The 16,069-nt window shown below is 52.0% G+C and carries 11 protein-coding genes; 8 read left to right on the top strand and 3 right to left on the bottom strand.

The annotated features are described in order from the left end of the window. Positions 1–67: 67 nt before the first annotated feature. From fdhD to HH215_RS31975, 3 genes are all read right to left on the bottom strand, one after another. A complete protein-coding gene (gene fdhD / locus HH215_RS31965) occupies positions 68–859 on the bottom strand; it encodes a formate dehydrogenase accessory sulfurtransferase FdhD (RefSeq protein ID WP_169283586.1) in 792 nt (263 codons plus the stop codon). A gap of 18 nt (positions 860–877) precedes the next feature. After that, positions 878–3,232, bottom strand: a complete 2,355-nt coding sequence (locus HH215_RS31970; RefSeq protein ID WP_169283587.1) for an FdhF/YdeP family oxidoreductase — start codon at positions 3,230–3,232, stop codon at positions 878–880. A gap of 194 nt (positions 3,233–3,426) precedes the next feature. Beyond that, positions 3,427–3,789 carry a Na-translocating system protein MpsC family protein gene (locus tag HH215_RS31975; protein WP_169283588.1) on the bottom strand — a complete coding sequence of 121 codons (363 nt, stop codon included), beginning with the start codon at positions 3,787–3,789 and terminating at the stop codon, positions 3,427–3,429. A gap of 388 nt (positions 3,790–4,177) precedes the next feature. Here HH215_RS31975 and HH215_RS31980 point away from each other — a divergent pair, with 388 nt between their 5' ends. The 8 genes from HH215_RS31980 (at position 4,178) to HH215_RS32015 (ending at position 15,863) form a co-directional block, all read left to right on the top strand. Beyond that, the gene (locus tag HH215_RS31980) at positions 4,178–5,359 is read left to right on the top strand and encodes an IS256 family transposase (RefSeq protein ID WP_169278200.1); all 1,182 of its coding nucleotides are present in this window, start codon (positions 4,178–4,180) and stop codon (positions 5,357–5,359) included. A gap of 701 nt (positions 5,360–6,060) precedes the next feature. Next, positions 6,061–7,884, top strand: coding sequence for a cache domain-containing sensor histidine kinase (locus HH215_RS31985; protein WP_169283589.1), 1,824 nt, complete (start codon positions 6,061–6,063; stop codon positions 7,882–7,884). A gap of 422 nt (positions 7,885–8,306) precedes the next feature. Then, entirely contained in the window at positions 8,307–9,935 is a 1,629-nt protein-coding gene (locus HH215_RS31990) for a response regulator (protein ID WP_169283590.1), read from the top strand. A 178-nt stretch (positions 9,936–10,113) separates the two neighbouring features. Beyond that, on the top strand, positions 10,114–11,205 hold the full coding sequence (locus tag HH215_RS31995) for an ABC transporter substrate-binding protein (RefSeq protein WP_169283591.1): 1,092 nt from the start codon (positions 10,114–10,116) through the stop codon (positions 11,203–11,205). Between the two features lie 75 nt (positions 11,206–11,280). After that, entirely contained in the window at positions 11,281–12,792 is a 1,512-nt protein-coding gene (locus HH215_RS32000) for a sugar ABC transporter ATP-binding protein (protein WP_169283592.1), read from the top strand. A 27-nt stretch (positions 12,793–12,819) separates the two neighbouring features. Then, positions 12,820–13,794: an ABC transporter permease gene (locus tag HH215_RS32005; protein ID WP_169283593.1), complete on the top strand. Its 975-nt coding sequence runs from the start codon at positions 12,820–12,822 to the stop codon at positions 13,792–13,794. Positions 13,795–13,796: 2 nt separating this feature from the next. After that, positions 13,797–14,795, top strand: coding sequence for an ABC transporter permease (locus HH215_RS32010; protein WP_169283594.1), 999 nt, complete (start codon positions 13,797–13,799; stop codon positions 14,793–14,795). 90 nt (positions 14,796–14,885) lie between these two features. Next, a complete protein-coding gene (locus HH215_RS32015; RefSeq protein WP_169283595.1) occupies positions 14,886–15,863 on the top strand; it encodes an aldose 1-epimerase in 978 nt (325 codons plus the stop codon). The last annotated feature ends 206 nt before the right edge of the window (positions 15,864–16,069 follow it).

Here is a 16,069-nt window from a genome sequence, read left to right on the forward strand (position 1 = left end):
TCCTTCAACGAATTCGCGGAAGAGAACGCCTTCCAACCGGCGGACACGAACCGACTCGTCGCTCCTCCTATTGGCGAATAATCCGCTCGGGGTGCGTGTAGACGTTCATCGAATTCGCGCGGATGAAGCCGACGCAGGTGAGGCCGAGGTCGACGCCCAGACGGAGCGCGAGATCGGTCGGAGCCGATTTGGAGAGCAGGATCGGGCAGCCGATCTTGGCGGCTTTCAGCACGACTTCGGAGGAGAGCCGTCCGCTGAAGGCGATGATGCGGCTTTTCGCCGGAACGCGGTGGCGGAGGCAATGGCCGAACAACTTGTCGAGCGCGTTATGCCTGCCGATGTCCGTGCGGACGACCATGTCGCCCTCCTCGTCGAAGAGCGCCGCGTTATGGACGCCGCCCGTTTGATGGAAGCAGGCGGAGCCGGCTTGCATCCGCCCCATCAACTCGAAGCACCGCTCCGCCGCAATCGATGCTCCTCCGACGATCGTCTTGGCCGTCCGGGCGTCGTTGTGGTAGTAGAACTGGCGGCTCTTGCCGCAACAGGAGCCGATGATCCGCTTGGAATGGAGCTCCTTCGCGGTCGATTGCGGGCGATGCAAGTCGACGTACGCGAATCCGCGATCCTCGTCGAGCGACATCCGTTTGATGTCGTCCATCGTGCGGATAACGCCCTCGGAAGCCAAGAATCCGACGACGAGATCGGTCAGATCGCTAGGAGAGCATACGATCGTAGCGAATTCTTCCCCGTCTAGCCGGATCGTTAGCGGGAATTCGGCCGCGATGTCCTCGTCCGTATCAACGGATTGCTCGCCGCTGAATTTGATCGTTCGCCATTTTACGTTAAGCTGATGTTCCATAGGATACGCCTCCTTTTCTCACCCCGGCAGATCAAGCTCCAACTCCTCGATGCGCTTCTCGACATAACGGGTATCCTTCAACGCATGGTAAGTTTCCGCTTTCTCCACGACGACGGCAGCGTTATATTCCGGTATGCCCGCATGAGGTTCATACACGCCTTTAGGCAACACCACGTTTCCTTCCGGCCAATAAAGCTCGATGTTACCCGCGGCAATATCTTCGAATTTCGCCCTTCCGTGGAAAACGCCATAGCGATTGTAGGCGACAACGGCATCGCCCTCGCGGATGCCCAGCTTTCCGGCGTCTCCCGATTCGATCAGCACGTCGTAACGTTCTGCCCCGTTGAATGGGTCGGTCTCGCCGTACACCATCGAATTAAATTGCTTGCCGCGGCGGGTCGTCGCGTAGAACTGGCCTTCCGGCTTGCGGAGCTCGGGAAGCTCGATCGGGAGCAAACGGCCTTTGCCGTCCTTCGTCGGACAAACTCCTTCCTCGCACAGCCATGCGCCGCCCCATTGAAATACGTCTCCCTGCTTGGAGAGATGTTGAATGCCGTCGTAATTAGGAGAAGCCTTGGCAATTTCCTCCCGGATATGCGCCGTGTTGTTGAACGCGATCGCTTGGCTATTCTCCGGTTTAACACGGGCGGCCAGCTCGGCATAGATGGCCCACTCCGGTCTCGCTTCGCCGATTCGCGGGCCGGCGATCTCCGGGGAGAAGTAAACCATTCGTTCCGTGGAAGTGGATGTTCCGCCGCCCGGCTGTTCATAGCGCGTCATGGCGGGAAGTACCCAAACCTCTTCCAGGGCATCTGCCAATGTCGAAGTGTTTAACACAATGTCTTGATGGACGCGGAGTTCGACGTTTTCCAAGCAGCTTCGAACGAATTCCGGCTCAGGCATCGTCTCCAGAAAATTACCGCCCGACGTGTAGAACAGTTTCAGCTTGCGCTCGTGATCGTCGGGAAGCAAGGCGTTCTCAAGCGATACGCCGACGATATCCCCTTGCCATTTCGGAAGCTCGAACCCCCATAATTGTTCGATCCGCTCGATGTCTTTGCCGTAAAACTCTCCGCCCGGCAAGCTGAACGGATCGGCCCCCATCTCGCCGGAGCCCTGAACTCCGCTATGTCCGCGGATCGGCATGACCCCGCAGTGTTCGCGTCCTAGGAAGCCTCGAAGCAACGCCAAATTCGCGACTTGCGAAATGTTGTCCGTTCCGAAGCGATGTTGCGTAAGTCCCATGCTCCAGACGAACACCCCGGACCGCGAGCTTGCAAGCAACCGGGCGAACTCCTCGATGCGATCGCGGGACAAGCCGGAGGAACGTTCCAACGTCTCCCAGTCCTGACGGCCTACATGCGCTTGCAGATACTCGTACCCTACGGCGTGCGCGTTAACGAAATCATGGTCGATCGCGGAACCTGGCGCGACGGCCTCCATTTCAAACCATGCCTTCATAATTCCGTTCATGAAGGCGATGTCCCCGCCGATATTGACCTGGTAGAAGTCGTCGGCGAGTTTAGTCCCGAACAGAGCGGATTCCGGAATGGAAGGAATCCAATAGCCTTCCATCGCGGGTTCGCGGTAAGGATTGATGACGATGATTTTCGTCCCTTTGCGTTTGGCCGCGTACATGTATTTCGTGGACACCGGCTGATTGTTGGCGGCTACGCTGCCCCAGAACACAAGAACGTCGGTACCGATCCAATCCTTGTAATTGCAACTCGAAGCGCCGATTCCGAGCGAGCGTTTAAGCGCGGTCTTGGAAGGGGAGTGGCAAATTCGCGATGCGTTATCGATATTGTTCGTTCCGATATAACGGGCCGCTTTCGCCGCGGCGTAATAAGATTCGTTCGTAATGCCTCGGGCAGTAAGATAGAAAGCGAGCTGCTTCGGATCGATGCCCCGGATTTTCGACGCGATTCGGTCAAGCGCCTCATCCCAAGTCGCTCGCCGGAACGAACAATCTCCTTTGCCCCGAACCATAGGATAGGGTATCCGTCCTAGATCCCGAAGCCGGGTGCTGTCCATCTTGCGCAGTTCGTCAATATCCGAATGCAGCACTTCCGATTTGATCGCGGGCATCGTGTTCAGCCGCAACACGTTCAACCTCGTCGTGCACAGATGCGGCCCCGTCAGCGTCTGGTCGTACAAACCGGAGACGCCGAGCGCGCATCCGTCGCACACTCCCTGCGTCAAAATCCGATAAGCATAAGGCAGATTATCTCGATTGGTCCACATCACTTTCATCGTATCGCGAATATGTTTCGGCTTGATCTTGCCGAGTCCGAACGGCACTTTGCTTACCCATAACTTCGAATCGGGCCGTCCGGGCAGCTTGATTCTGCCGGAATGTTTCGTTGTTCCCATGTGGATTCCTCCGTTTACATTCGCATCGAAAAATAAAAAAACCGCCAAGTCTATGAGTCTTCGCGTAGAAGAGTTCAAGTCTTGCGGTTAGTCCCTTGCAGGTGCGCTGCCGGGTTCCAATCCAATTATGCCATAAGCGTAGTTTTGTGCCATTCTCCGGCTGACAAATTGCTTGCACTCTTATTTTAGAGCGCCTAGGCGGAGCCGAACTTGCTTTGCAAATCCGAGTCGAACACGAAGATCGACATTCCGAAGTCTTTGTCCACGTCGATATCGAGATACAGATCGAGAAATTTCGCGCCTAACAGCGCTTCCATTTCAACGGGCGGGTGTTTACGGTAAATTTCTTTTACCCACAAAGTACGTGCATCGCGAACCATGCTTTTCCCGTCTTGCGCGGAAACCATGAATTTCTCGACTGAAGACAGGTTGCCTTCCATCTCGCAGATTGCCCAGTTTTTGCAGAACGTCGTGACGATCCGGCTAGGCCCTTTGCCCATGTGCCGTTTCCGGTAGGCTTTGACAAGATTGCTGAATTCGGCTTCGTATCGGTTCATCGCTGTCCCTCGTTAAACCTCAGGGCCGGTGGCAGGAACGCTGCTCCGTGGCAAGAGGCGTTGATAAGATCATCTTAACAATAGAACGTATATATCGGCAATCCTTTGTTCTAAAAAACAAGGCTTGCTTTCCGAATACGGGCTGCTTTATCCTTGCTATACTGAATGGTTCTTCACCCGAATGCTAATGGAAGCGCATTCATTGGTGTGCGAGCTGCATCTAATGAAACGGTTGAAGGACGAGCGAAATAGCGGTTCTGAGCACCGTTGATCGGCCGAAAATCGATGATGTAAAGTAGTCTGTGTACCAACATTTGGAGCCTTAACAGGCAACAAAAAAGTAGGGTATCCTCGGGATTACGACATCACCAAGAAGGAGCCCTACTCGATGACTACTATATCCGAAAATGCGTACGACAATCTACTTGAAAATGCTGTAAAAAAGCTGTTGCAGGAGAAGCTAGAACTGCTCATGCGTGAAGAAATTAAGAACTACATGCTTAACGAGCAACAGGATCAGCGAAACAGTCGTAATGGTCACTACAAGCGTACGTTCCAAACCCGTTACGGAACCATAAACGAACTCCAAGTTCCTCGCGACCGTAAAGGCACTTTTCAAACGCGTTTGTTCCAACCCTACCAACGTAGGGAAGGCTGGTTGGAAGAGGCCATCATTCATATGTACAAAGGCGGAATGAGCACACGCGAAGTTGCCAAGTTCATCGAGAGCATGTTCGGTACTCAGTACTCTCCGACCACCATCAGTAACATTACACAGACGGTTATGGAAGACATCGAACAGTGGCAGAAGCGCCCGTTAGAGAAACGCTACTCCGTTATCTATTTGGACGGGCTCTATGTTAAGCTCAAACGTAATACAGTCAGTAGCGAGGCTGTTTACTTGGTCATGGGTATCGACGAGAAAGGGATACGTCAAATTCTAGGATTTTACGTCGGTGGCCAAGAGAGTTCTAACGTTTGGAAAGAGGTCTTAATTGACTTAAAGAACCGCGGAGCAACCGAAGTGCTAGTTGGCGTTTTTGACGGGCTACCTGGACTTGAGGAAGCTTTTCGAGCAGTGTATCCTCAGGCCGATGTGCAGCATTGTATCGTCCATAAAGTGAGAAGTACCTTTCCAAAAATTCGAGTCAACGATAAAACCGAGTTTCTCGAAGATTTGAAGGGTGTATACACGGCATTTGATGGCGATGTAGCTTTGGCGGTCTTCGATGGGTTCAAAGCCAAATGGAGCAAGCAATATCCGAAGGAAGTGAAGTCGTGGGAGGAACAACTCCCGACATTACTGACCTTCTACAAGTTCCCAGCACTCACACGACCTGCGATTTACACTTCGAACCCCATTGAACGGACGAACAAAGAGTTACGCAAGCGCCTGAAGCCAATGAATAGTCTAACTAACATTGAAGCAGCAGAGAAAATCATCTACCTCCAATCCCTAGACTACAATGAGAAATGGTGCGGAAGAGCAATTCGAGGCTTTGTAGACCCGGACACCAAAGCAGCATTTGAGAAGATGTACACTGAGAAATATTCAAGACAAAAGACTTAAAGCTGTAGCTCCCGCGCCTTCGCTTGAGCTACGCGCCTCAAGTCACACGACCTTAAACAAATTGATTTTTTCTATCCATCGTCCCGATGGAAAAACCTACTACACAGACTACTTGACGCTACCCGAAAATCGGGTGGCGGAACGAAATAGCGGGTCTGAGCACCGTTGATCGGCCGAAAATCGGGTGGCGGAGCGAAATAGCGGTTCTGAGCACCGTTGATTGACCGGAAATCGGGTGGTGGAGCGAAATAGCGGGTCTGAGCACCGTTGATCAGCCGAAAATCGGGTGGCGGAGCGAAATAACGGGTCTGAGCACCGTTGATTGACCGGAAATCGGGTGGCGGAGCAAAATAGCGGGTCTGAGCACCGTTGATTGACCGGAAATCGGGTGGTGGAGCGAAATAGCGTGTCTGAGCACCGTTGATCGGCCGGAAATCGGGTGGCGGAGCGAAATAGCGTGTCTGAGCACCGTTGATTGACCGGAAATCGGGTGGCGGAGCGAAATAGCGGTTCTGAGCACCGTTGATCGGCCGAAAATCGGGTGGCGGAGCGAAAGTGTGCTACAAGCCGTTGGTTAGATTTCGAGAAAAAGCGCGATGCAAGCCGCTGAGTGCGGACTAATTGGTTGGATAGAGTGCCATATAGCGGCAAAAGTGAGAGAATATCCTGCTACATGCTGCATGAGAAAGAGGAGGAAAACCGTGTTCGGTCATTGGAACCGCATGTCCCGCTCGTTCTTCGGGCGATTGCAGTGGAAGCTTTTCGTCTTTTTCCTGATTCTGACCGTCATTCCGGCGATCTTGATCGGATATGTTCTATACAACAACGCTTATAAAGCCATTGAAGAGAAAACCGGACTTTATTCGGAGCAGATCATGGTTCAGTCGGCTGGGCGGCTAGACGCTTTGCTTACGGGAATCGAGGATATTAGCCTCCAAATGGTGTCCGCGGTCGATATTCAGCAGCTCATCAAGGAAATATCCGAGAATGACGACGTCGCTACGGAAGCTAAGTCGGCCGCCAAACTGAAGATGAAGCTAGGTCAAATCCTAAGCTCGAAGCGCGAGATCGTGGGAGCGCAGGTTCTGATGGCGGAAAAGGATTTGGCGATAACGTCGGGAGAAACGATGGTGTCCGCCGATTACAAGTTGTCGAATGAATATACGCAGGCGATGAGCAGACCCGAACCGGTATATTGGAGGGGAACGATTCGCAATCAAAGTCCCTCGATGCTGTACGAGTATTTAACGACGCTCACGCGCAAAATCTACGATCCTTCCAGCGGCATGGTGATGGGAACTCTCGTGCTGGGAACGAAAGAGTTCGCGCTAGCGGATACGTTCTCCTACATCGATCTAGGTCCTAACGGGTTCGTTTTTATTATGGACAAGGAAGGCAAGGTCGTCTCCCATCTGAGCAAGAAGAAGCTGACGAAACCGGCGGAATATTCGTTCGTCCCGCAGATCGTCCATTCCGGCGAAGGCGACAACCGTATATTCTCCTCGGATTTGGACGGGCAGAAATTCATGATCACGTACGCCAAGTCGACTGCGACCGGATGGTATGTCGTCAGCGCAATCCCGTATTCGTATCTGATGGAAAGGATCGTCTCCGTAGGGAAGTTCGCTATCCAACTGGACGTTGTCCTGTTCTTATTGGCGATTCTGATCTCCTTGTTAATCTCCATCAGCATCTCGAGACCGGTGCAAAGACTCGTCGCGGCGATGGGCAAGGTCGAAGGCGGAGATCTGAAAGTATTCGTCAATCTGAAGAGCAACAATGAGATCGGAGTGCTCGGCAATAGCTTCAATCGGATGCTCAAACGGATCAACCAGTTGATCGATAGAGTCTACGAGGCGGAGATTTTGCAGAAAGACGCCGAAATCAAGGCGCTGCAATCGCAGATCAATCCCCACTTTCTGTACAATACGTTATCCGTTATCGACAGCATCGCGACGGTGAAGCAGGAGAAAGAGATTAGCGCCATCACTCAAATGCTAGCGGATATATTCCGATACAGCACGAACGGCAACGACGTGGCCACGATCGAGGAAGAAGTCGGTCAATTGCAGCGCTACTTGCATATTCAGAAGACCAGGTACGGAGAAGATTTGCGTTGGCAATTTATCATCGACCCGAACGTCCGCGAATGCAAGATCGTGAAGCTATTGCTTCAACCCATCGTGGAAAACTCCGTCATACACGGCATCCGCAAAGCCGGTACGATCAAAGTCATCATTCTGCCAAGCGGGGACAATCTATCGATCGCGGTGGAAGATAACGGTTCCGGGATGACGGAAGAGGAGCTGACGGCGTTAATCGAAAGGTTGGAAACATCGTCAAACCGTCTTCGCAGCAAAACCGACGGGGGCTCGCACATCGGGCTCGCGAACGTTTGTCACCGAATTAAGAGCTTCTACGGAGAAGCGTTCGGGTTAACGATCGTAAGCTCGGAGGGATTAGGGACGAAGGTGACGATCACGATTCCTATCGTGCGAGAGGCAGAGCAAAACGATGAACGATGATTTGTCGTAAAGATCGCATTTTGCGCAATAAAAAAGCTCTCATCTAAGAGAGCTTTGACGGGACGATCCTAACTCTTAGGGGAGAAGGGGACTAACCTTCAGAATCAGGTTTCGACATAAACCATGAGATATGAGTACACCTTTCACAGATCAGGATGGCTGCATCTTTATTCGCCCAATCAAGTCCAAACAATGACATCCCGGTAGTGTTTAACTTTTTGTAATCAAGCTTAAAAGTATCATTCCGGCAGCAGGGGCAGGAAATTGGTGCTCCATTAGCACTGTATCTCATGGGTAACAACTCCTCATATCTAGTGGCGGTGGCTACTCGGAAGAAGATATGCTATTAAGTTTATCACAAGTCATTGCACAGTTCGATAATATTGCCTAACATCCGTTAAAGAGAGAGGGGTTTTCTTACTATGCTATTAAACGTGATGATCGTGGACGATGAAGCGCCCATACGCAGCGGGATTAAAATGAAGGTCGATTGGGAAGAGCTCGGCATGCAGGTCGCCGCGGAAGCGAGCGACGGAGCCGAGGCGCTGGAGTTGATCGAGAGGGGGGATATCGATCTGGTCATTACGGATATTACGATGCCCGTCATGGACGGGTTGAACCTGATCCGGAAAGCGACGGAAATCAACGACAACGTTAAATTCATTATCATAAGCGGCTACAGCGAGTTCGAATACGCGCGTACGGCGATGAAATACGGGATATCGGAATATTTGCTCAAGCCTTTGAAAGAAGCGGAGATGAGGGCGTCCCTCCTTGCCGTCAAAGAAGAAATACTAGCTTCCGAGCCTGCATGGCTGAAGGAACGGGAGAAAAGGGAGAAGCTTAAGATCAAGGAGGAATCCTTGCTTCATTGGCTATCGGACAAGAGCTCCAAGCACGTTCCGGCCGACGTCGTGCAAGAGTGGAAGCAGGAGCTTGAAGCGAATCGTTTCCTCATCGGAGTGATCAAGACGGAAGCATTGGATTCATCCGCGGACGATCCCGAGAGAATCCGCAATATCGTCCTCTATCACGAGATAGAAACGGCATGCAGCGAGCACTTGGATCATCTGGGAGACGGCTACGTCATCAAGAACATTCGGCCCGATCATGAATTCATCCTGCTGCTCCATCCCGATCCCGCGAACGGCAAAGACAAAATCGTACGAGCGTTAACCCCATTCGCGGAAAAGCTGGAGAAGAGGCTCGGCATCCGGGTTACGATCGGAATCGGCGAGGCTTACGATCAGGCGCATGCGATCAAAGCTTCTTACCGCGAAGCGGTATACGCCGTGAAGGAAAGGCTATTGCTCGGAACGGGCAAAGCGATCGACTATTCGCGAATCCCGGTTAAGAGCGATAAACCGAATTTCAACGCGGAGACGAAACTTCTGACGCGATTTCTGAAGGAAAAGAAGTGGGATAAGGCCAAAGAGCACATCGATTATTTGTTTACGAACGTCGTCCGCAAGAAACAGATTACCAACCACACCCATGTTCACGAGCTGTTTTTCGAGGTTTATTTTATGATCAAACAGTTCTCCCAAGAAGAAGCCGCCGTTCATTCCGATTACGCGGTTGCGGGTTCGGTTGCGGATATCACGGATATCGTAACGGGATTCAGTCATATGGATCAGATGGTGGATTGGCTGTATCTGTACATGGAGAGCGCTTGCCAACATCTGATCGGGGGACAAGACGCTACGGGCAAAGAAATCGTATATCGCGTCCAAGCTTATATTAAAGAGTTCTGCAGCTCGGATTTAACGTTGAACATGGTGTCCGAGAAGTATCATATCAATCCGATTTATTTCAGCAGAATTTTCAAAACCTACACCGGAGAAAGCTTCAACAACTATATTACGAGAATCAGGATGGAGGAAGCGAAACATTTGCTGGAGACGACTTCTTTGAGACAGCAGGAAATATCGGAGATCGTCGGTTACGAGGATCCGAAATATTTCAGCAAGGTGTTCAAGAAATTTTTCGGCATCAGCCCGAGCCAATATACCGAAAATCGGTCACCTGAAATGACTTCGGGTAAGCCGTAAGGAAAATGAAAGGTATAATTTTTGCACTCGTTTAGTTGATTCTGTGAGTCTGCGCAAGTAACCATCCATGATAACCTAAGTCTCAGACAGCGGCCCATACCTCCAAGAGCAATGACACAGTTCGGGATGCTGCGGACAATGGAATCATGGATTTTCTATGACAAAGGGAGGCTTTTCAATGAAAAGAAGTTTATCCATCGTACTGTGCATCATGCTTTCATTGGTTCTGATTTTGGCGGCCTGCGGTAAAAACAACGAAAGCAAGCCGGCCTCGGGCAGCAGCGCAAGCGACTCTCAAGAGAAATCCAAAGAGATTAAACCGATCGTCGTCGGGGTGAGCAACGGATATATCGGCAACGGTTGGAGAACGCAAATGACGGAAGCGATCGAGACGCTCGCGGAAGAATACAAACAAAAGGGTTGGATCGAGAAGATTACTATCCAGCACGCCGGAGTCGACGTGAACAACCAAATCGCGCAAATCCGCAACATGATCAACGCCAAAGTCGATTTGTTGCTTATCGATGCCAATTCTGAAACCGCTCTCAATCCGGTAATCGAAGAAGCGGTCAAGAAAGGGATTACCGTCATTACGTTCGACCAACCGGTAACGACCAAGAAATCGCTCAACGTCGTCATCGACCAGCAGCAGTTCGGAAGAAACCTTGCCGAGTGGTTCGTGAACGAATTGGGCGGCAAAGGCGATATCGTCATCGTAAGCGGCTTGCCTGGCCATCCGGCGAACGTTAACCGCTTGATCGGGATGAAAGAAGTGCTGGCGAAACATCCGGACATCAAAGTGCTGACCGAAGTTAACGGAAACTGGGACGAAGCGAACGCGCAGCAAGTGACTTCCAACCTGATCGCTTCCTATCCGAAAATCGACGGCGTGCTTACCCAAGACGGTATGGCGCTTGGCGTAGTGAACGCGTTCCAAGCGGCGAATAAGAAACTTCCCGTCATTACCGGCGAGAACAACGTCGCTTTCCTTAAGAAGTGGAAGGAATTGAAGGACAGCGAAGGATTCAACACCTATGGACTGAATAACCCTCCGGGAATCGGCGCGACCGCGCTCGGAATCGGCGTCAGAATGCTTCAAGGCAAGGAAAACAAACTGCCTATGACGGATAACACTTACATCTATCCGATCGGCACGCACATCAAGAACGACAACCTCGAAGCCGAGCTGGGCAAAGTATCCGACAAGCCGGATACGTACACGCTTGACGAGAAGCTGTCCGAAGAGCAGTTGAATTCTTTTTTTGAATAATGTCATACCGATAGGATCGAAACAACGGAAGAGGGAGTACTCGGTATTCCCTCTTTCGACAAGAGGAGACTGGCCATGCAATTACTCGAAGCGAAATCGTTGCGCAAATCCTACGGCGGGGTCATGGCACTTCGCGACGGAAATCTGATCTGCAAGCAAGGCAAAGTATGCGGACTCCTCGGGGCTAACGGTTCCGGGAAGTCGACTTTCTCTAAAATGATCTCGGGAGTCGTAAAGCCGGATGGCGGAGAAATTTGGTTCAACGGCGAGCGACTCAGCGTTGCGAACCCGCAAGAAGCCAAGAAACACGGTATCATTATGGTTCATCAGCATCTGAGTCTCGTTCCCGAGCTGGCGATCTGGGAAAATATGACGCTAGGCTCGGAGCCGGAAGGCCGAATGGGCTTTATGAACGATCATCAGTCGCAGCGGATCGCGCAGACGTACCTGTCGAAATTCGCGCCCGAGCTGTCCATTCATGAGAAGGTGAAGGATCTTTCGCTCGCGCAAAAACAATTCGTGGAAATCGCCAAAGCCATTTCCCAGAAACCTAAGCTGCTCATCCTCGACGAGCCGACGGCTCCCTTGGAGCAATCCGAAGTAGAGAAGCTGTTCGCGGTCATTCGGGAATTAAAGGCTCTTCATACGTCGATCATCTTTATCTCCCATCGGTTGTGGGAAATCAAAAGCATTTGCGATTACGTCGTTGTTTTCCGGAACGGGGAAACCGTCGGAGCCATCGATTTCGAAACCGAGGCAAAGGACGAGAACCTTATCGTCTCGATGATATCGGGCAAGGAGCATGAGCATGCGAAGGACAACGCCCCGAGAAACGCCAAACAGACGGAAACGATGCTCGAAGTCCGGGAGCTCGCGCTCCGCAAATCCAAGGATCGGGTGAGCTTTGATATAAAGAAAGGCGAGATCGTCGGACTCGGAGGGCTACAAGGACAAGGGCAGGAGCAATTGCTGCTCGTACTGTCCGGATTAATTCAGCCTGAAGGCGGGCAGATCGCCTTGAACGGGAAGAAGCTGAAGCTGCGGCATCCTAAACACGCCGTGAGGGAAGGGATGGTTCTCGTTCCGGGAGACCGGCATAAGGAAGGGTTATTCCTGCAACACGACGTCCTGCTAAATCTGATTTATCCGCAATTCGCGACGAAGAAAACGAAGTTTTTCCTGAATATGAAGAAGTTGAAGGCCGAAGCGGACGAGGTCATTCGCCAAGTGAATATCGTTCCGAACGATCCGGGCAAAGTGGTGCAATTCTTAAGCGGAGGCAATCAACAGAAGGTTGTCGTAGGGAAGTGGCTGCCTCTATCTCCTAAAGTGCTGTTGCTCAGCGATCCGGCTAAGGGAGTCGACGTCGGCGCCAAGAAGGAACTGTACGATACCGTAAGGAAGCTGGCCGATCAAGGAACTTCCGTGCTGCTATACGCAAGCGATCATGAAGAGCTGATGAATATTTGCGATCGGGTATTTATCCTATTCGAAGACCAGATCGTGGAACAACTGTTGCCTTCCGATTACAGCGAACAACGTTTCGTGTCCGCATCCCTGCGATCCGCGAAGAGCGCAGTAAACTAGTTTATCTCAAATGTGGGGTGAGTCGAATTGAATGGGCATAACCGCTTGCATAAGCTTCAACATCATAGCTTATTCCCGATCGTTATCATTTTTCTGATCGTCGTCGGGGTGAACGCCGCCTTGCAACCGGGGTTTTTCACCTATGACGTCTTCCAATCCAATCTGTCCAGCTTTACCCCGCTCGTGCTCGCAAGCATGGCCCAAGCGGTCGTCGTTCTGGTCGGCGGAATCGATCTGTCCATCGGGATGGCGATTACGTTGTCGACGGTCATCATGGCCGCGACGATGAACGACTCTCCCTCCAGCGTCTTTATCGGACTCGGACTCGCTATCGTCGCTACGTTCGCGGTCGGAGCGCTTAACGGGATTACGGTCGGTTACTTAAAGCTGCCGCCGATTATATCCACTTTCGCCGTATCCTCGGTGTGTTACGGAGCGGCGCTGCTGATCATGCCTCAGCCGGGCGGGTATATCCCTTCGTTTTTTTACGAGACTTATCAAACGAGCATTGCATCGATTTTACCGATTTCGTTATTGATCATTATCGTTGGCCTTGCGATCTGGGGACTTATCTCGCGAAGAAAAATCTACCGTTATATTTACGCCGTCGGAGGCAGCGAATCTGCCGCTTACGCGAACGGAATCAATACGAAGAAGGTGAAGCTGTATGCCTTCTTGATTAGCTGCGTTTTCATCGTTCTGACCGCGTTGGTCGTCGTTTCGCAGACCGCGACCGGCGATGCTAATATCGGCCGGGCGTATACGCTGAATTCGATAGCCGCCGTCGTTATCGGAGGAATCAGCCTTCAAGGCGGGAAAGGCAATCTGATCGGAGCGGTTCTAGGGGCTTTGATACTCGGGTTTATATCCAACATTATTTTTTTCGCGAACCTTTCCTCCTTTTACCAAGATTTGATTAAAGGCTTGATTATCATATTCGCGCTGACGCTGTCTATTCTTCCGACGCTTCGGAAGAAGGCGCTTGCCCAATCGGGAGGTTGACCATGAGCACGAGCCAATTACGAACGAACGAGGCGCGCACGGCGGGTTTGACGTTGAGGAAGGTCAAGAGCCTAGGCAATCATAAGGTTCTGATCGCATATCTGCTTGCCCTATTGATTTTCGTGGCGGGACAGATCATCTCTCCCGGTTTCGGCGAATTTTCTAATATAATGAATGTACTGAACATATCCGCGCTGCTGGGGTTTATCGCATTGGCGCAGATGTTGGTCGTGATGTCCGGCGGAGAAGGGATAGATCTATCCGTCGGCGCGATGGCGTCGCTAGGCGCCGTCATGTCTTCGCAGATCATCGGCGGTTTGGACGGAAACCTTCCTTTGGCCGTTATCGTCGTGTTGCTGATTGGATTTCTGATCGGCTGCGTCAGCGGGCTGGGAATTTCCTATTTCAAAGTTCCTCCTCTGGTCATGACGCTGGCGATGGCAAGCGTAATCCAGGGAGGAGCGCTCGTCTATACGAACGGACAACCGAAGGGGATGGCTTCTCCTTTACTGAAGGAACTTGGAACGGGCAGGACCGCGGGGATTCCCCATTTGGTTCTGTTGTGGATCGTGATCGCGGTGATCGTCGCCGTCTTCCTTCTCCGCACGAAATGGGGCAAAGTGCTGTACGGATTGGGTACCAATCAACTGACGACCGAGCTGTCCGGAGTGAGAACGAAGGTCGTGCGTACCGTCGTGTACGGAGCAAGCGGGGCGATATCGGCGATCGGCGGCATGTTGCTGCTTAGCTATACGGGTACTGCTTTTCTCGATATCGGCGCGACGTATATGTTGCCGACGGTCATCGCGGTCGTGATCGGAGGAATTTCCTTGGCGGGCGGATTGGGAAGTTATAACGGAACCGTTGCCGGGGCGATTTTGTTAACATCGTTGAGCAGCATTCTGATCACGATGAACATTACCGAAGGCGGTCGGCAGATCGTTTACGGAGTTATATTGTTGCTCCTTCTTATTGCTTATGGTAGGCAGAAGATGAATTGACGGTTAGCTGGACTGCGAATTAAGAGAAGAAGATAAGAAGCTAAGAAGCTAAGAAGGCAAGAAGACAGGGAAGGGAAAGGTGTTGGGAAAATGAGCCGATATGCAGCTAGTTGGGAGACGCAGGATGGGTTCGAGGTGATTTCGTTGACTGATGCGAGTAGCGATTCCGTTGCGGAGATTGTTCCCGGTGTCGGGAACAATCTGTATCGTTTCGAGAGCCGGGGACGGCAGGTACTTGTTCCGCCGGCAAGCATGTACGCGTTGAGGAACGAGAACAACGCGACTTTCATGTACGGTACGCCGATCCTGTTTCCGCCGAATCGGGTAATGGACGGGAGGATCGATTTTCGCGGCAGGGAATATCGGTTGCCGTTGAACGAGCCTCCGAATCGTCATCTTCATGGCGAGATATGCAGCAGGGCTTGGGAAGTTGTCGAAGCGGGCGCATCAGATGAGCAAGGCGCGTTCGTGACTAGCAGGTTTAGTTATGCTTCATATCCGGAACTGATGGCATATTTCCCCCATCCGCTGACGTTTACGGTGACCGTTCGACTATGCGACGGGCGGTTGGAGATGAGCGGTACGATCGTGAACGAGGGAGAGGACGAAGCTCCGTTCGCTTTCGGGTTGCATCCTTATTTCTCTGTGCCGTACGGTAGCGGAGAAGAGATCGAACTGCAGGTTCCGGCGGTAGCGGAGTGGCCGGTGACGAACGAAGCTTTCGTTACGGATAGGCCATCGGTTACGGATCTCAGCCGGGCTCTGAACGAGGGCGTTTCCATTGCCGATTATCCCGTGAACGGATGCTCTTTGTTATCGCTAGCCGGAGGGGATAGCACCTGCCGCATGGTGGTGAAAGACCGGAATTATACGATAGCCTATCGATTCGGACCGGAGTTTCCCTACGTCGTCCTGTTTCGGCCGGATTGGGCGGCGGCGTATTCGTTGGAACCGTATACGTATGTGACGGATGCTTTTAATCTTCCATACGAGCACGAACTGACGGGCGCTCGGGGCATAGGCGCAGGCGAGACTTTCCGTTTTAGCACGGGTATGTGGGTGGAGTAGGAGAGGCTCGCCATTGTCGCGTTTTGCGACAATGAGCGTGAGCGAGAGAGAGAAGGGCCCACCATTGTCGCGTTTTGCGACAATGAGCGAGAGCGAGAGAGAGAAGGGCCCGCCATTGTCGCGTTTTGCGACAATGAGCGAGAGCGAGAGAGAGAAGGGCCTGTCATTGTCGCGTTTTGCGACAATGAGCATGAGCGAGAGTGTGA

Source organism: Cohnella herbarum (assembly GCF_012849095.1).
In the GTDB taxonomy this organism is placed as follows: domain Bacteria; phylum Bacillota; class Bacilli; order Paenibacillales; family Paenibacillaceae; genus Cohnella; species Cohnella herbarum.